Raw genomic sequence first — 16,233 nt, forward strand, 5'->3', positions numbered from 1 at the left:
CGACGCTTGTCCGGGGGCGACCGCGCGCGGCAGGTCGGAGACACCCGGGACGCGGGAACCGATCGCCGGCACGGGGCCGCCCGGGCGCGGCGTCAGTCGTCCTGCGGGTCGCCTGCGGTGGCGTGGAGGGTGGCGAAGAGAGCCGAGAGGCGGGCGTTCCAGTTGGCGTAGGTGGGGGCGTCGACGGCGTGCTTCTTGCCCAGGTCCTTGATCACTTTCTGGGCGCCCTTGAGCTCCTGGGCGGCGTCGTCGGGGTTGCCCTCGTTGAGGCGGGCGGCGGCGTCGTCGAGGATCTGCAGCAGCTCCGTCTGGCGGTCGCGCTCCTTGGTGATCTGCGCCTGGGCGACGGCCTGACGGAACGACTGGAGCTGCAGCGCGGCGGGCTGGTTGCGCGGGACGGCCTGGGTGGGGGCGGGGAGACCCGCGGCCGTGGTGGGGGCGGCGCCGGGGGGCGTCGTCGGCGTCGGGGTCCCGGCCGCCGCGCTGCTGGGTGCGGTGGCGGCGGGGTGCGCCTTGGTGGCGGCGGCGGTGCCGGCCGGCTCGTCGAAGGCGGTGAGGGCCAGGGCGGCGACCCCGGCCAGGCCCGCGATGCCGAGGGCGCCGAGGACCAGGGGCTTGCTGCGGCGGCTCCGGGCGGGGGCCGACGGGGCGGCGGGCACGGGTGGCGCGGTCGGGATCGGGGCCATCACCGAGGTGGCGGCGGCTGCGGGACGGGGCGGCTGGGACGAGTGAGGCAGGTGGGGCGGCAGCAGGGTGGTGTGCTGCTGGTTCGGGTGCTGCGGGGCGACCGGTGGGAGCAGCTGGGTGGCGGCTGCGGTGGTGGCGAGCAGCTCCGCCGTCGGGTCGCCGACGGCCAGGCCCGGGACGGTGCCCAGCAGCTCGGCACGCGCCGCGGCGGCGTCGGCGGGTCGCTCCGCCGGGTTCTTGGCGAGCAGGCGCAGCACGGCCGCGTCCAGGGCCGGCGGCAGACCGGGGCGCCGTACGGACGGGGGCAGGGGCTGCTCGCTGACGTGCTTGAAGGCGATCGCCACCGGGGTCTCGGCGGTGAACGGGGTCTCACCGGTGAGCATCTCGGTCAGCACGCAGCCGACCGCGTACAGGTCGGTGCGGCCGTCCAGGGCGGAGGCGGTGGCCTGCTCGGGCGAGAGGTAGGCGGCTGTACCGAGCACGCTCGCGGTCTGGGTCAGGTTGTTGGAGGAGCCCGCTCTGGCGATGCCGAAGTCCACGACCTTCACGCCGCCGTCGTCGGTGATCATGATGTTCCCGGGCTTGATGTCCCGGTGCACCAGCTCGGCCGCGTGCGCCACCGTCAGCGCCTCGCAGACCGCCGCCGCGATCCCCACCGCCCGCTCCACCGGCAGCTGCGGCTGCTGGGCCAGGACGGCGGCCAGCGAACGGCCCTGGACCAGCTCCATGACGATGAACGGGGTGCCCTGGTCCACGCCGGAGTCGAAGACCATGACGATCCTCGGGTGCACCAGCATCGCGGCGTGCTGGGCCTCCCGGCTGAAGCGCTCGGCGAAGCGGGGATCGTCCGCCAGGCCCCCGTTGAGGACCTTGACGGCCACCTGGCGGCCCAGCACGTGGTCGACGCCGCGCCAAACGGTGGCCATGCCGCCGACGCCGAGTATCTCGACGAGTTCGTAACGCCCGTTCAGCGCCCGTCCGATCACCTGCAACTCCCCTCACGTGCGGCGCCCGGGGTTCCGGGCCGCGTCGTGCACCTGTGCACGATAGCCGCCTCGTCGTTGGGGATGGTCGGGGGCCGGGGCGGGGTTCCGGGCGGGACGGGGGGATGTTGTGGGGGTGGCCCTCGGGAGGACGGGCGCGGGTGGGCAGGGACCGCTGAGGGCCCCGGAGGGGCTTCGCACCGGGGGTGGGGGGGGGGGGGGGGGGGGGGGGGGGCCCCCCCCCCCCCCGGCGGGGGGGGGGGGGGGGGGGGGGTGTGGCGCACGGGGGGGGGCGCCCGGGGCACCGGGCAGCGGCCCCCCCCCCGCCGGCGCGGGGGTGCGGCCCGCCCTGACTGCGGGCGGGCGGGCCGCACGTTCCGGGCCCGCCGGGCCGGGGGCGCATCCGGGGTGAGCGCCTGCCGGGCCGGCCGGGGCCGGCCGGGTGGACGGCGGGCACGGGGGAGCCGACCGGCCACCCGGGGTCTTCGGGTGGTTGTGCGTCCTGCGGGTGGTGCGGGTGGTGCGGGTGGTTCAGTCCGGGTGGGCGACGAGCCCGGGGGGAGTCGCTCGCCGCCCACCCGGAGTTCTGGGGGTCATCTCCGGGCCGACTGGTCGTCCTCGGAGGGGACGGTTCTGCTCGGACGGATGTCCGGCGGGGTGGGTGCGGCCGGTGGGGTCGGGACGGTCACGCCGCCCTTGCCGGGTTTGGCGCCGCTACCGCCGCTGTCCTGGCCGTTGGTGCCGCCGCCGTTGGCGTTGGCCTTGCCGGGGTCCGCGCCGTTCCTGCCGTCGGTCCCGGAGCCGTTGCCGTTGCCGTTGCCCGTACCGGGGTCGGTACGGCCGGGGGTGCCCGGCTGTCCGGTGGCGCCCTGGTGGTCGCCGCCCGGCTGGCCGAGGTCCCCGTTGCAGTAGTCCGTCACGTGGTCCGCCCCGCCGGCCGCCGCGATCAGCTGGGCGAAGAACGGGTCGGCGGCCAGCTGGTGCGGGCGCTCGCCCTTGCCCGTCCGGTCCGCGAAGCCCTGGCAGAGCGGGACCATCGCGGACGGCAGGACGGGTCGGGCGCCGTGTCCGTCGGCCGTGGGGGTGCCGGGCGCGGCGGTGTCGGAGGGGACGGCCGCCTGCGGCCCGCCGGAGGCGCCGACGGACGGCCTGGCGGACCCGGACGGGGTCGAGGAGGCGGAGCCCGTGCCGGCCGTACCGGAGGCGGACGCGCCCGACGGGGTGCCGGTCGAACCGGTCGGGACGCCCACCGTGTGCTCCGGCTCGGACGGGCCGCCGCTCAGGGGGGACGGCAGGTTGCCGGTGCCGGCGGCGACCGCGACCCCGCACAGCGCGGTGGCTCCGAGCACGGCGGCAGCGGCCTTCGTGCTGAAGGCCCTGGCCAGCGCGGCGGTTGCCATCGATCGTCTCCGGACGGGGGTCACTACGGGGTCGGGCGTGAGACTCGCCTCCCGGAACGCGGCCAGTGCGGCCTCCTCCCCGGCCAGTTCCGCCGCCGTCGCCGGGGCGGCGGCCGCGGCCAGCACCCGGGCGACGTGCCCGGGACCGTCCGGTCCGGTGAGCGAGGCGTCCTGCCCGGCCGACGGGCCGCCCACGGCACCGCCGAGCAGTTGCTCGGCGGTATCACGGTCGATCCGACGGGATCGGTTGGTGCTCATCTCATGTCCTTCAGCGTCGCGGCCCGGCGTTCTGTCACACCCTGCGGAGAACTTTTTTTCGCGAATCTCTTCGCGGGTTCCTTCGCGGACTCCCCCGCGGACTCCTTCACCGGGCCCGACGGCTGCTTTCCGGCCCCCGGTTCGACCCGGCGGGCAGCCGGGATGCCGGCCCCGGAGGCGAACGGCTGCTCCAGCAGCTTGGCCAGCCGCCGCAGCCCCCGGTGGGCGGCCATCCGGACGCTGCCGGCCCGCTTGCCGAGCACCTGGGCGGCGCTCTCGGCGTCCAGCTCCATGACCACTCTCAGCAGCACCGCCTCGGCCTGGTCGCGCGGCAGCCGGGAGATCAGCGCCAGCGCGTCGGCGGTGCCGACGGTGGTCAGCGCGGCGCCCGCGGTGTCGTCCCCGGCCGCGAGCTCGACCAGGTACTCGAAGGGCAGGTCGGCGACCGGGCGGCGGCGCCGGGCGCGCAGGTGGTCCATGGCGCGGTTGCGGGCGATGGTGGCGGCCCAGCCGCGGAAGCCTTCCCCGTCGCCGGAGAAGCCGCGCAGGTCGCGGGCGATCTGCAGCCAGGCCTCGGAGGCGATGTCCTCGGCGTCCTGCATGTCCTCGGGCCGTCCGCCGACCAGCACCCGCAGGTAGCGCAGCAGACCCGGCTGGACGGTCCGGAACAGCAGCCGGAACGCCTCCTCGTCCCCGTCCTGGGCGGCGCGGACCGCCTCGGTCAGGTCGGGGGGAGCGGGGGCCGGGCCCCGCGGTGGGCCGGCGGGAGGGACTGGTCCGGACCGGCCGAGGGGGCTGCCGGTGCCCGCTCCGGGGCGTTCTGCACTCTGCACCCGCCACATCATGCGCCATCCGGGCGAACGGGTCGGCGCCGGACCTTCAGCCCGCCGGACGGCACCCGCCGGGTGCCGCTCGACCCGGACGACGCCGTCGCCGCCGTCCGCCCCTGGACGCGCTGGGCCGCGAGCCGTACGTCGCCCCCTGGGAACGTGCAGGTCGGAGGGTGTGTCACGGGGCGCACCGTGACAACTGTCATGCGGATCAGGCAACGGACGGCACTGCTCTGACGGGGGGTCGGCCGGAAAGACTGGAGGCACGACGCGGGCCGGAGCCCGCGGCCACCAGTCGGGGAGGAACCCACCATGAGCAGCCAGACCGTCAGCGCCGCCGACACCACCGCCCCCGCCACCTCTCCGGCCCAGGGCGCCGCGCACACCAAGGCGCCGAACCCGCTGCTCTCCGGGCTCCGCCCGCTCGCCCTCGACGTGGCCGCCCCGCTGGCCGGCTACTACGTACTGCACTCGGTCTGCGGTCTGAGCGAGTTCGCCGCGCTGGCCTGGAGCAGCGCCTTCCCGGCCGGCCGGACCGTTCTCGGGCTGCTGAGCGAGCGCAAGCTCAACCTGTGGGCCACTCTGATGCTGGTGGTCAACCTGGCGGGCCTGGCGCTCACCTTCGTCACCGGCGACGCCCGCATGATGATCGCCAAGGACGGCGGGCTGAGCGGCACCGTGGCGCTGGCGATCCTGGTCTCGGCCCTGGTCGGCCGGCCGGTGATGACCCCGATGCTGATGCCGTTCGTCACCAAGGGGAACCGGGAGCGCGCCGGCGCCTGGCAGCGACTGGTCGAGGGCCGGGCGGCCGCCTCGCGGGCGTTCCGTCGCCACGAGCGGGTGTTCGCCGGGATCTGGGGCACCGCGCTGCTGGCCGAGTGCGTGGCCCGGGTGGTCGGCGCCTTCACCCTGCCGGTCTCGACCATGGCCTGGCTGTCCACCGTGTTCCTGATCGGCGCGATCGTGGGCGGTTCGATGCTCGGTCAGATCGCGGTCGAGCCGATCGAGAAGCTGGTCAGCGCCGAGGCCGAGCACCCGACCGCCGCCTGAGCCGTCCGAACCGCCAGACGACCGGACATCGACAACCGCCTGAACTGCCGGTTCCGACGATTCGAACAGTCAGGAACCATCGGAATCCCCCGGGAGTCCTTATAACGAGGGGGTAACGGGACCCCCGAAACGACGAACCGGGGAGCCCATCATGCGGACGAACGCGCTGACCACCACCGAGGACCGCACCCTCGTCTGGGACGGCTGCCTGAACGTCCGCGACCTGGGCGGCCTGCCCACCGCCTCCGGTCGGCTGACCGCCCGCGGGGCGGTAGTCCGGGCGGACAACCTGGACCGCCTCACCCGCGAGGGCTGGGACGCCCTCCTCGACCACGGTGTCCGCACCGTGGTCGACCTGCGCGACGCCGAGGAGTACCAGCCGCTCCTCCCGCTCCCCGAGGACGTCGAGCTGATCCGCGTCCCGCTGGACGAACTGGCCGGCTCCGCCTGGTGGGACACCTACGGCCGACTGGACGGCACCCCGCTGGCCCTGCGCCCCTACCTGGACCACTGCCCGCACGCCGCCGTCGCGCTGATCGCCGCGATCGCGGGCGCCCGCCCCGGCGGCCTGGTGGTGCACTGCGGCGCCGGCCGTGACCGCACCGGCCTGGCCGCCCTGCTGCTGCTCGCCCTGGCCGGGGTCGACCGGGCCGCGATCGCCGAGGACTACCTGCTGAGCGGCCCCAACGTCCGCCCGCTCTACGGGATGCTCGGCCTGCCGGACCCGTACCAGCGGATCGACGCGGTGCTGGTCGAGGCCGGGACCACCGCCGAGGCCGTCCTGGAGTCCACGCTCGACGGGCTCGACCCGGCGGGCCACCTGCTCGCGGCGGGGGCCACGCCGGCCCAGATCGCCGCCGTCCGGGACCGACTGCTGCCCGCCGCCTGAGGCCCGGCCGAGGACCTCGCGGGGCCCGGCCCGGGCCGCAGGGACACTACTCACGGGTAGCGTCAACCGATGGTTGACGATCATGGATCGACAACCTATGGTTGACGCATGGAGAATCCCGTTGTTCCCAACACCACTCCGCTGCGCCTCGACGACCTGATCGCCGCGATCAAGAAGGTCCACGTCGACGCGCTCGACCAGCTCTCCGACGCGGTCATCGCCGCCGACCACCTCGGCGACCTCGCCGACCACCTGATCGGCCACTTCGTGGACCAGGCCCGCCGCTCCGGCGCCTCCTGGACCGACATCGGCCGCAGCATGGGCGTCAGCAAGCAGGCCGCCCAGAAGCGCTTCGTCCCCAAGGAGCCGGGCACCCTGGCCGACCTCGACCCCAGCCAGGGCTTCTCCCGGTTCACGCCCCGGGCCCGCAAGGTCATGGTGGCCTCGCAGGAGGAGGCCCGGCAGGCGGTCAACGCCGAGATCACCCCCGAGCACATCCTGCTCGGCCTGCTCGCCCAGCCCGAGGGCATCGGGCTCAAGGCGCTCGCCGCCCAGGGCGTCACCCCGGAGGCCGTCCGGACGGCGGCCACCGCCGTCCTGCCGGCCGCCGTCGAGCAGGCGGTGCCGGCGCTGATCCCGTACGGCGCCCAGGGCAAGAAGGTGGTGGAGCTGACCTTCCGCGAGGCGCTCAAGCTCGGACACAACTACGTCGGCACCGAGCACATCCTGCTCGCGCTGCTGGAGTGGGAGAACGGGCAGGGTGTGCTCACCGGGCTGAAGGTGGACAAGCCCGAGGCGGAGACCTTCATCTCGGAGGCCATCGCCGCCATCATCGCCGCCCGCGACGCGGAGGCCGAGCGGCAGCGGTGAGGAACCGGCGCCCCGCCCCGGACGGAACTCCCCTCCGGGGCAGGGCATTTCCGTGCGCTGCCGGTCAGCCGCGCGCTAGAACCCGGAGATGTGGGTGGTGACGATCCGGACCCGGCCGTCGACGACCGCCTCCAGCGCCGCCCGCAGTCGGGCCGAACGGGCCGGGCCGAGCAGTTCCAGGGCCTCCTCGACGGGGGCCCAGCGGTAGGTGTCCAACTCACCGGCCGGGACGGTCACGGGGGTGCCGTCCGGGACGGTGCCGAAGTCGAACATGAAGTGCTCGGCCGGGTGGTCCAGTTCGCCCGAGGGGTGGGTCCAGGAGACGGCCAGCAGCTCGCCGGCCTCCCGCACGATGCCGGTCTCCTCCTCCAACTCCCGCGCGGCGCACTCGACCGGGCCCTCGCCCAGGTCGATCGTCCCGCCCGGGAACTGCCAGTGCTCGCGGTACCCCGCCTTCACGATCAGGATCCGGCCGGACTCGTCGCGCAGCAGGCAGCCCGCCGCCGCGTAGATCCGGGGCAGCGAGGCCAACCATTCCTCGCGGGACCTCAAGGGCTCGGCCGTCACTGTGTTCCTCCTCGGGCAGGGTGGGTGCGGTCGCCCCCACTCTGCCATCGGACGATCCGACGCGGATCCGCCCCGGACCGATGAGTCCGCGCCCTCCCGAGGGTCCAACCGGTATGAGGACCGCACCGGACGAAGCCGTACTGACCTGTGACCTGGGCGCGCTGACCGCCCCCGACCTGGCCGTCGTCGACGCCCTCGCCCGGCTGCGGCTGGCCGCCGCCCGGCACGGGGTCGGCCTGGTGCTGCTGAACGCGGGCGGCCCGCTGCGGGAGCTGCTCGCGTTCAGCGGGCTCTCGGCGCTGCTGCCGGGAGCGGCGGATCCGCTGGACCTCGCGGAACTCGTGGAGTGGGCGGCCCTGACGGAGCCGGCGGGGCCGACGGAACTCGCGGCACCACCGGAACTCGCGGAGCCGGCGTGGCTACTCGGCGTCCAGCCGGGGCGGGAGGCCGAAGAGCGGGAAGAGCACGTCGGTGTCCAGGAAGTTGGTGAAGCCGGTGATCCGCCCCTCTGACACCTCCAGGACGATCAGCGCCCACGGCTCGTGCCCGCCCGCCGGGCTCGGCCGGTACTGGGCGAAGGCCGGCCCGCCGTTGGCCGTCACCGGCAGCAGCCGGGAGCCCCGGCAGCCGTGCCCCGGGCCCAGCATCCAGGCCCGGATCTCGTCCTGCCCCTGCAGCCACATCGCGAACGGCGGCATGTTGAGCGTGACGTCCTCGTGCAGCAGCGCGGCCAGGCCGTCCATGTCGTACGCCTCGAAGGCGCGGACGTATCGGTCCAGCAGCGCGCGGTGGTCCGCGTCCAGTGCCGGGGCCGGGCGGACGGCCGAGACGTCCGCGGCGAGCACCGCGCGGGCCCGCTGCAGCGCGCTGTTGACCGAGGCCACCGTGACGCCGAGCAGTTCGGCCACCTCGGCGGCCTTCCAGCCGAGCACCTCGCGCAGGATCAGCACCGCCCGTTGCCGGGGCGCGAGGCGCTGCAGCACGGCGACGAAGGCCAGCTTCACCGACTCGCGCTGGGCGGCCACCTCGGCCGGGTCCCCCGTCTCGGGGAGCACCCGGCCGTCCGGCGCGGGGCCGATCCACGTCACCTCGGGCAGCTGGGTGCCGCTCGCGGTGGCCACCGTCACCGGCCCGGCCAGGTCCATCGGGCGGGCCCGGGCGCTCCGACCGTTCAACGCGTCCAGGCAGACGTTGGTGGCTATTCGGTACAGCCAGGAGCGCAGCGCTGCCCGGCCCTCGAAGCCCTTGTGCCCGCGCCAGGCCCGGACCATGGTCTCCTGCACCGCGTCCTCGGCCTCGAAGACCGAGCCGAGCATGCGGTAGCAGTAGCCCGTCAACTCCGTGCGGTACCGCTCCAACTGGAGCTCGACCGGCTCCTCCGTGATCACCTCGGTCATGGCCGCCCCCGTCGTCCTGCCGTGTTCTGATGCGCCGACAGGAACCTAGCGCACGGCACCGACAGTCGGGTCACTGCTTGCCGTACTCCTGACCGGAACCGAAGCCGGTGGTCATCAACTTCCACTGGGTGGGGGCCTCCTGGCCGTCGATGCCGGTCGGGTTGAGGCTGACCACCACGGTGCGGGAGAGGTCGCGGGTGGCGAAGACCGCGCTGGTGTAGCCGGGGCGGGAGCCGGTCTTGCCCCAGACCTCGGTGCCGTTGGGCAGGACGGCGCGCAGCAGGCCGCCCTTGCTGAAGCAGGCGTGCCCGGCGGTCGGGCCGATGTCGCAGCTCTTGTTGTGGTGGTTCGGCAGGTCCGGGACGTCGAACAGCTCGGCCTGCTGGGCGGGCGGCAGCAGTCGGCCGCGGAAGAGGGCGCCGAAGAAGTGCTCCAGGTCGGCGGCGGAGGAGATCATGCCGCCCTCGGCCCACGGGTACGGGCTCTGCTCGGTGACGTCCACCCGGTCGGTGCTGCCGTCGGCGGCCTTGACGTCCACGTAGCCGGTGGCGTGCGGGCCGCGGATGTCGAGGTCGTCGGCGTCCGGGACGTAGGTGGCGTGCAGGCCGAGCGGGCGGGTGATCCGCTGCCACACCTGGTTCGCGTAGGTGTCGCCGGTGACCTTCTCGATCACCATGCCGGCGATGAAGTAGTTGTTGCCGTTGTACTGCTGGGCGGTGCCGGGCGGGAAGCTCATCGGCTGGGTGAGCATGTCGGCCACCACCTGCTCGGGGGTGAACCCGTCCGCCTTGTGCGCGGCGAACCACCCCGTGCTGCCGTCCCCGGAGGTCATGCCGCCGCCCCCGGGCAGGCCGCTGGTGTGGTCGAGCAACTGCCCGACGGTGACCGGCGGGTAGTCGGCCGGGAGCAGACCGGGCAGGTACTGCTGGACGGTGCCGTTCAGGTCGACCTTGCCCTCGGCGACGAGCTGGAGCATCACCGTCGCGGTGAACACCTTGGTGATGCTGCCGATCCGGAACCTCGCGTCGGCCGGGACGTCGTCCCCGGAGGTGCCGCGCCAGCGGGCGTCCGGGCCCGCGGTGCGCACCAGGGCTCCGGTGATGTCGCCGGGGAGCGTGTGGACGGCCGCGTCGAGGGCGTCCCGGTCGAGCGGGCCGGGTCGGGACGTCGCGGTGGCGGCGGCGGTGGCGGCCGGCGGGGCGTCGGCGGCCAGGGCGGGGGACGCGGCGCCGACCGTGACGGCGGCGAGCAGCACGCCGGCCGCCGCGAGGGTGGTCCAACGACGGCTGGGCGTGGGGGCGTTCATGCGGGGACTCTCCAACGGCGATGCGCCCGGAGGGGGCGGCGGCTCGGACGGGACCGAGTCTTCGGGAGAGCGGCCGCGCGCGACATCGGGGAACGCCCGGAGACAGCCCGGAGACGCCCCGGACAACGCCCCTGATCATGCGTCAGGGGCGGATGCCCGGGTCGCGGCATCCGCCCCCGCGGGGCCGTCGGGCGGCGTCGGGCGCCGCCGGTCAGTGGGCGGAGTGCTTCTCCGCGCCGCGGTGCCGATGCCCCTTGAGTTCCGCGTGCATCGACGGTGCGGCGTGCATCGCCGAGGTCGCCGCGTCGCGCCCGCCGTGGCGGAAGGCGTCGCCGGAGAGGTACCCGGCGCCATAGGAGGACATGGCCGCGGTGTGCGGCTTCGGTCCGAGGCTGCTGGGCGTGCTCGCCATGCCCCGGCGTTCCAGCAGGTCCTGGGTGCCCTGGCGGAGCTTGGCGGTGCTGCCCGGGGTTCGCTTGGTCATCGTCGGCCTCCCTTCGGTGGCCACGGCCGGACGGATACCGAGCCGGAGGGCCGCACGGGCGTTATGTCCGGATTTTATCCGGGTTGTGGGCCGGTGCCACCGGGACGGCCCCCGCCCCGGTCAGCCCATGACCTCGTGGACGAAGCACCAGCGCCAGTCCTCCCCCGGCTCATAGGAGCGGATCACCGGGTGGGAGGTGTCGTGGAAGTGTGCGGTGGCGTGCCGCTGCGGCGAGAAGTCGCAGCAGCCGATGTGGCCGCAGTCCAGGCAGACCCGCAGGTGCACCCAGTCCCGGCGCCCCTGGGCCAGGCAGTCGGCGCAGCCGTCGGTGGGCGGGAGGGGCTCGATGTCCCGGGGGGCCATGGCGAGGTCTTCGCAGGCGCTCATGGTCGAAGGCTATGACGGCCCGGGCCGGGTCGCCTCAGGAGACGCCCGGGGTCCCGGCGGCCGCGCCCGGTGCCGTGCCGGGCCTCGTGTCGGGGGCTGCGCCCGGTGCCGTACCGGGTGTTGCGTCGGCGGCCGTCCAACTGGCCAGCAGGGCCAGCTTCTGGGCGGTGGGCGAGTCCGGCTGGGCGGTGTAGACGACCAGGACCTGGTCCGGGGAGCCGTTGACGTCCAGGGTCTCGTAGCCGAAGTCGAGTTCGCCGACCAGCGGGTGCCGCAGCTGCTTGCTGCCGCTGCTCTTGTCCCGGACCAGGTGGTCCGCCCAGAGCCGGCGGAACTCCTCGCTGCGCAGCGACAGTTCGCCGACCAGCGCGGTCAGGGCCGGGTCCTCGGGGTGCAGTCCGGCGTCCCGGCGCAGAAAGGCGACGGTCTCCGAGGCGACGGCGTCCCACTGGCGATAGTGGTCGCGGGCAGCCGGGTCGAGGAAGACGTGCCGGGCCTGGTTGGGCGCGGCGTTCGGGTTGGCCTCCGAGCGCGGCCCGACGTCCGGGCGGGCCGAGAAGCCGCTCACCGCGTCGCCCAGCGCGTTCCAGGCCAGGACGTCCATCCGGCGACCCAGAACGAAGGCCGGCACCCCGGTCATCAGGTCCAGCAGCAGCCGCGTCCCCGGGCGGACCTCCTGGGCGCCCCGTACCCGGGCCGCCGAGGCCTTCGGCGGTCGGGTCAGCGAACGCAGGTGCGCCGCCTCCGTCCCGTCCAGCCGCAGCACCCGGGCCACCGCGTCCAGCACCGCGTCCGAGGCGCTGCCGCCGCGGCCCTGCTCCAGCCGGACGTAGTAGTCCACGCTGACCCCCGCGAGCTGCGCCACCTCCTCCCGGCGCAGGCCCTGCACCCGGCGGCGGCCGTGCGAGGGCAGGCCCACGTCCTCCGGCTGGATCCGGGCCCGGCGCGAGCGGAGGAAGTCCCCCAGGGTGTTCTCCATGGCAGGCAGCGTAATCGCGGGGTGCGGCGCGAGGGTGGTACCGGCTTTCCCAGGAAGGGAGTTCCCGGGCTGGGCTGTCCCAGGAGGGGCACGGCCCTGGGTGGACGTGCGCGGCGTGCCCAGAGTGGTCGTCGTCAGCCCGATCCTCCCGAGGAGCCCCCGATGAGCTACCCCGCCCTCGCCACCCGCACCGCCGTCGTCACCGGAGCCGCCAGCGGCATGGGCGCCGCCACCGCCCGGCTGCTCGCCGCCGACGGCGCCCGGGTCGCGCTGCTCGCCCGTCGCACCGACCGGATCGAGGCGCTCGCCGCCGAGATCGCCGCAGCCGGCGGGCAGGCCCTCGCCGTCACCGCCGACATCACCGACCAGGCCTCGGTCGACGCCGCCGCCAAGGCCGTCCACGACGCGTACGGCCGAATCGACCTGGTGGTCAACAACGCCGGGGTGATGCTGCCCAACCCGCTCGCCGACGGCCGGATCGACGAGTGGACCCGCATGGTCGACACCAACCTCACCGGCGCGCTGCGGATCGTCCGCGCTTTCACCGAGGACCTCACCGCGGCCGCCGCCGACGGCCGCACCGCCGACCTGGTCAACGTCTCCTCGATCGCCTCGCACGTCGCCTTCCCCGACTACGCCGTGTACGGCGCCACCAAGGCCGCGCTCACCCAGCTGTCCGCCGCCCTGCGCAGCGAACTCGGCCCGCGCGACGTCCGGGTCAGCGCGATCGAGCCCGGCCTGACCGACACCGAGCTCGGCGGGCACATCGACAACCCGGTGCTGCGGGAACAGCTCGGCGGCATGTTCGCCGCCATCCCGGCGCTCGGCGCGGAGGACATCGCCGACCTGATCGCCTACACCGTCAGCCGGCCGCGGCACGTCAACCTGCGCCACCAGGTGGTGCTGCCGACCCGGCAGGCGTAGCGGCCGCGCGGAATCCCCGTTCCGGGGTCACGGGTGGCATGGGAGCATGCCACCCGTGGCGATCGTGACGGGGAGAGCGAACGACGACACCGGCGGGGGCGGCGGCGGTGCCTCCTCCACCGGGCGAACGGATACCGGTGGGGGCATACCCCGGCAGCCTGGAACGCCGGAGCCCGGACCCCGGGAGCCCGGGGCCGGGCAGCCCGGAGACAGCCGGCCCAAAGCCCGGCCGCCCCGGATGCGGCCGCTCACCGACACCGGCCGGATCCGGCAGCCCGTCGCCCTGCTCCGGTTGCTCACCGGCCTGCTCGCGATCGCGGTCACCCTGCTGCTCGCCGACTACGCCCGCGCCACCACCGGGGGCTTCGCCGCCGACGTCGCCGAAGCCGCCGCACTGGTGCCGCGCCCCCTGGCCGGCCTCGCCGGCGGGCTCACCACGGCCGCCGTCCTGCTGCTGCCGGTCGGACTCGCCGTCCGCCGGCTGCTCGGCCCGGACCGGCGGCGCGCCCTCCAACAGGTCTCCGACGGGCTGCTCGCCGCCGTCCTCGCGTACGGCGCCACCCTCGTCCTCGACCTGTGGGCCGACGACCTCGCCCCGGCCTCACTGGTCGCCGCGCTCACCCAGCGGCTGCCCGCCGACGTACTCGCGCACACCGAACCCGTCTACGGCTACCTCGCGCCCGTCCTCGCCTTCATGACCGCCTCCGGCAGCCGCGAACGGCGCCTGCCCTGGGCCGTCCTCGCCCTCTCCGGCCTCGCCGGACTGGCCGGCGGCTACGCCACCCCCACCGCACTGCTGCTCGGCCTGCTCATCGGCTGGACCGGCGCCCACCTCACCCTGTACGCCGTCGGCACCCCGGACCCCCGGCCCCGGCCCGGCGAGGTGCTGCGGGCCCTGCGGGACAGCGGGCAGCGGCCGGTCGAGGCCCTCCCCGTCGGGCCGGACCGCTACCGGATCCGGCAGGCCGAGGGGTGGCCCGAACTCGACGTCCAGCTGCTCGACCGGCAGGCCGTCACCGCCGCCGCCGTCCGGCGCGCCTGGCGCCGGCTGCGGCTGCGCACCGCCCCGCACCCCCGTGCACTGCGCTCCCCGCGCACCGGGCTGGAGCACGAGGCGCTGGTCACCTACGCGGCCCTCGCCGCCGGCGTCCGCACCCGCCGCATCGCCGCCACGGCCGGCCTCGGCCACGACACCGCCCTCATCGCGTACGAGCACCTGGCCGGCCGCACCCTGGACCAGCTCGCCGACGAGGAGATCACCGACGGCCTCCTCGCCGACACCTGGCGCCAACTCGCCCTCCTCCAGCGCCGCGAGATCGCCCACCGCGCCCTGGTCCCCACCTCCGTGCTGATCGACGACAACGGCGCCGTCCACCTGGTCGACTTCGCCGACGGCGACATCGCGGCCAGCGAACTCGTGCTCCGCTGCGACATCGCCCAGCTCCTCACCACCCTCGCCCTGCGCACCGGCGCCGCCCGCTCCGTCCACACCGCCACCGCCGTCCTCGGCCCCGACCCGGTCGCCGCCGCCCTCCCGCTCCTCCAACCCATCGCCCTCGCCCGCACCACCCGCCAGGCCCTCAAACACCACGCGCAGCCGAAGGCCGCCGCCGCACAGGACACGGCCTCGGCCACTGCGGTGCCGGGACGGCCAGGCGACCAGGCGGACACGGCCTCGGCCACCGCGGCGGCCGAGGCCGAGGGGCGTGCCGATCTGCGACCCGCGACCCAGCCGGGCGCCGGAGTCGGCACAGCGGGCTCCGCGCCGCAGCCGGGTCACGGCGGCGGCGGACACGCCCCCGTACCCGCGCCCCGCGCCGCGGCGCCGACCGAGAGCACGCACCAGGCGCAGCCGGGCGCCGGAGCCGACAGGTCGGCCCCCGCGCTGGTGACCGCGTCCCGCAACGGATCCGCCACGGCCGCCGACGGGCAGCCCCAGGGCCCCCGCAGCGCCGAGGACACGTCCGGGGGATTGTTGGAGGAGATCCGCGCGGAGGTGGTGCGGGGGCGGCCGGAGGTGGTCGGGCGGCCGGTGCGGTTGGAGCGGTTGCGGCCGCGGACCCTGCTCGCCGTGGTGGGCGGGGTGGTGGCCGGATGGCTGCTGATTCCGCAGTTCTTCGCGGCGGAGGACAATCCGGTCGCGGCGCTGGCCGACGCCGATCCGTGGTGGCTGGTGCTGGCGCTGGTGGCGGCGGGGCTGAGCCATGTGGCGGCGGCGATGGGATTCGTCGGGTTCGTGCCGGAGCGGCTGGACTTCCGCAACGCGGTGCTGGCGCAGTTGGCCGGGGCGTTCGTGAAGCTGGTGTCGCCCGGGGGTGTCGGCGGGATCGCCTTGAACACCCGGTTGCTGCAGCAGGCGAACATCCCGACCGCGCAGGCGCTGTCCAGCGTCGGGGTGGGGCAGTTGATCGGGCTGGTGCTGCACCTGCTGCAGCTGGGGGCCTTCGTCTACCTGGTGGACGCGCGGCCGGGCGGTTCGGAGCTGGAGGCGCTGCCCCCCGTGGTGGCCGGGCTGGCGGTGGCCGCGGTGCTGCTGGCGGTGGTGTGGTCGATCCGGCCGGCCCGGCGGTGGCTGGCGGCGCGGCTGCGGCCGTTGACGGCCGAGGTGCTGCCCCGGCTGCTGGACCTGCTGCGCAACCCCGGACGGCTGGCCGTCGGGGTGGCCGGGCAGCTGCTGGTGTCGCTCTGCCTGATCGCCTGCCTGTACTGCTGCATCCGCGCGGTCGGCCGGGTGCCGTCCTTCGCCTCGGTGGCGGTGGTGTTCCTGGTTTGCAACGCAGCGGGCAACGCGGCGCCGACCCCGGGCGGGGCAGGCGCGGTGGAGTTGGCGCTGGCCGGGGGGCTGGAGCTGACCGCGTCGATGGAGAAGGGCGGGGCGACGGTGGCGGTGGTGCTGTTCCGGCTGCTGACGCTGATCCTGCCGGTGCTGCCGGGTTGGGCGGCGATGACCTGGCTGCAGCGCCGCAAGGCGCTGTAGGACGGCGGGTCCTACTCCCGGTAGTCGTCCTCGTCGAGCTGGACCACCCGGCTCTGTTCGGCGGCGTCCGCGACATCGGTGGCCGGGTCCGCACCGAGGGCCCGGCGTTCGGCGACCTCGTCGTACTCGCCGCCGGTGGTTTCCTCGTCGTCGGGTTCGACGGTTTCGACGACCTCGTCGATCAGGTAGTCCTCGTGATTCTGCGGCATGGCGTCCGTCCTCGCTGTTCGGAGGCTTCACGGGTG

At 75.1% G+C, this 16,233-nt stretch carries 16 protein-coding genes; 6 read left to right on the plus strand and 10 right to left on the minus strand.

Annotated features, from left to right (window positions below; genetic code table 11):
• Positions 1 to 92 precede the first annotated feature (92 nt).
• The 3 genes from ACGF12_RS11480 to ACGF12_RS11490 all read right to left on the minus strand — a co-directional run bounded on the left by ACGF12_RS11480 (position 93) and on the right by ACGF12_RS11490 (position 4,170).
• Complete coding sequence (locus tag ACGF12_RS11480; protein ID WP_393028080.1) at positions 93 to 1,673, minus strand: protein kinase; 1,581 nt, start codon at positions 1,671 to 1,673, stop codon at positions 93 to 95.
• 590 nt (positions 1,674 to 2,263) lie between these two features.
• Complete coding sequence (locus ACGF12_RS11485; protein ID WP_393028081.1) at positions 2,264 to 3,328, minus strand: hypothetical protein; 1,065 nt, start codon at positions 3,326 to 3,328, stop codon at positions 2,264 to 2,266.
• Positions 3,325 to 4,170 carry an RNA polymerase sigma factor gene (locus tag ACGF12_RS11490; protein ID WP_393028142.1) on the minus strand — a complete coding sequence of 282 codons (846 nt, stop codon included), beginning with the start codon at positions 4,168 to 4,170 and terminating at the stop codon, positions 3,325 to 3,327. The genes ACGF12_RS11485 and ACGF12_RS11490 overlap by 4 nt, the downstream gene beginning before the upstream one ends.
• 300 nt (positions 4,171 to 4,470) lie before the next feature.
• Between ACGF12_RS11490 and ACGF12_RS11495 the strand changes: the two genes are divergently transcribed.
• From ACGF12_RS11495 to ACGF12_RS11505, 3 genes are all read left to right on the plus strand, one after another.
• Complete coding sequence (locus ACGF12_RS11495; RefSeq protein ID WP_393028082.1) at positions 4,471 to 5,208, plus strand: VC0807 family protein; 738 nt, start codon at positions 4,471 to 4,473, stop codon at positions 5,206 to 5,208.
• Between the two features lie 151 nt (positions 5,209 to 5,359).
• Positions 5,360 to 6,097 carry a tyrosine-protein phosphatase gene (locus tag ACGF12_RS11500; RefSeq protein WP_393028083.1) on the plus strand — a complete coding sequence of 246 codons (738 nt, stop codon included), beginning with the start codon at positions 5,360 to 5,362 and terminating at the stop codon, positions 6,095 to 6,097.
• 108 nt (positions 6,098 to 6,205) lie between these two features.
• Positions 6,206 to 6,967 (plus strand): Clp protease N-terminal domain-containing protein, encoded by a 762-nt coding sequence (locus ACGF12_RS11505; RefSeq protein WP_393028084.1) that lies wholly within the window; start codon positions 6,206 to 6,208, stop codon positions 6,965 to 6,967.
• A gap of 75 nt (positions 6,968 to 7,042) precedes the next feature.
• On the opposite strand, the gene ACGF12_RS11510 is transcribed toward ACGF12_RS11505, so the two are convergent.
• Positions 7,043 to 7,534 carry an NUDIX domain-containing protein gene (locus tag ACGF12_RS11510; RefSeq protein WP_393028085.1) on the minus strand — a complete coding sequence of 164 codons (492 nt, stop codon included), beginning with the start codon at positions 7,532 to 7,534 and terminating at the stop codon, positions 7,043 to 7,045.
• 113 nt (positions 7,535 to 7,647) lie between these two features.
• Between ACGF12_RS11510 and ACGF12_RS11515 the strand changes: the two genes are divergently transcribed.
• Positions 7,648 to 8,046 (plus strand): STAS domain-containing protein, encoded by a 399-nt coding sequence (locus ACGF12_RS11515; protein WP_393028086.1) that lies wholly within the window; start codon positions 7,648 to 7,650, stop codon positions 8,044 to 8,046.
• Here the strand turns inward: ACGF12_RS11515 and ACGF12_RS11520 are convergent.
• The 5 genes from ACGF12_RS11520 to ACGF12_RS11540 form a co-directional block, all read right to left on the minus strand.
• Positions 7,954 to 8,931 (minus strand): sigma-70 family RNA polymerase sigma factor, encoded by a 978-nt coding sequence (locus tag ACGF12_RS11520; RefSeq protein ID WP_393028087.1) that lies wholly within the window; start codon positions 8,929 to 8,931, stop codon positions 7,954 to 7,956. The two genes, ACGF12_RS11515 and ACGF12_RS11520, sit on opposite strands and share 93 nt — an antisense overlap.
• A gap of 70 nt (positions 8,932 to 9,001) precedes the next feature.
• Positions 9,002 to 10,237, minus strand: coding sequence for a serine hydrolase domain-containing protein (locus tag ACGF12_RS11525; RefSeq protein WP_393028088.1), 1,236 nt, complete (start codon positions 10,235 to 10,237; stop codon positions 9,002 to 9,004).
• A 211-nt stretch (positions 10,238 to 10,448) separates the two neighbouring features.
• A complete protein-coding gene (locus ACGF12_RS11530; RefSeq protein WP_393028089.1) occupies positions 10,449 to 10,721 on the minus strand; it encodes a hypothetical protein in 273 nt (90 codons plus the stop codon).
• Positions 10,722 to 10,841: 120 nt separating this feature from the next.
• Positions 10,842 to 11,108, minus strand: coding sequence for a UBP-type zinc finger domain-containing protein (locus ACGF12_RS11535; protein ID WP_393028090.1), 267 nt, complete (start codon positions 11,106 to 11,108; stop codon positions 10,842 to 10,844).
• A 34-nt stretch (positions 11,109 to 11,142) separates the two neighbouring features.
• On the minus strand, positions 11,143 to 12,087 hold the full coding sequence (locus ACGF12_RS11540) for a helix-turn-helix transcriptional regulator (RefSeq protein ID WP_393028091.1): 945 nt from the start codon (positions 12,085 to 12,087) through the stop codon (positions 11,143 to 11,145).
• Positions 12,088 to 12,249: 162 nt separating this feature from the next.
• On the opposite strand from ACGF12_RS11540, the gene ACGF12_RS11545 reads away from it, so the two are divergent.
• The gene (locus tag ACGF12_RS11545; protein WP_393028092.1) at positions 12,250 to 13,011 is read left to right on the plus strand and encodes an SDR family oxidoreductase; all 762 of its coding nucleotides are present in this window, start codon (positions 12,250 to 12,252) and stop codon (positions 13,009 to 13,011) included.
• Between the two features lie 238 nt (positions 13,012 to 13,249).
• A complete protein-coding gene (locus ACGF12_RS11550; RefSeq protein WP_393028093.1) occupies positions 13,250 to 15,988 on the plus strand; it encodes a lysylphosphatidylglycerol synthase domain-containing protein in 2,739 nt (912 codons plus the stop codon).
• Between the two features lie 11 nt (positions 15,989 to 15,999).
• On the opposite strand, the gene ACGF12_RS11555 is transcribed toward ACGF12_RS11550, so the two are convergent.
• The gene (locus ACGF12_RS11555; RefSeq protein WP_387615921.1) at positions 16,000 to 16,197 is read right to left on the minus strand and encodes a hypothetical protein; all 198 of its coding nucleotides are present in this window, start codon (positions 16,195 to 16,197) and stop codon (positions 16,000 to 16,002) included.
• Between the last annotated feature and the right edge of the window lie 36 nt (positions 16,198 to 16,233).

The sequence above is a fragment of the Kitasatospora sp. NPDC048296 genome (assembly GCF_043201815.1).
Lineage (GTDB): Bacteria > Actinomycetota > Actinomycetes > Streptomycetales > Streptomycetaceae > Kitasatospora.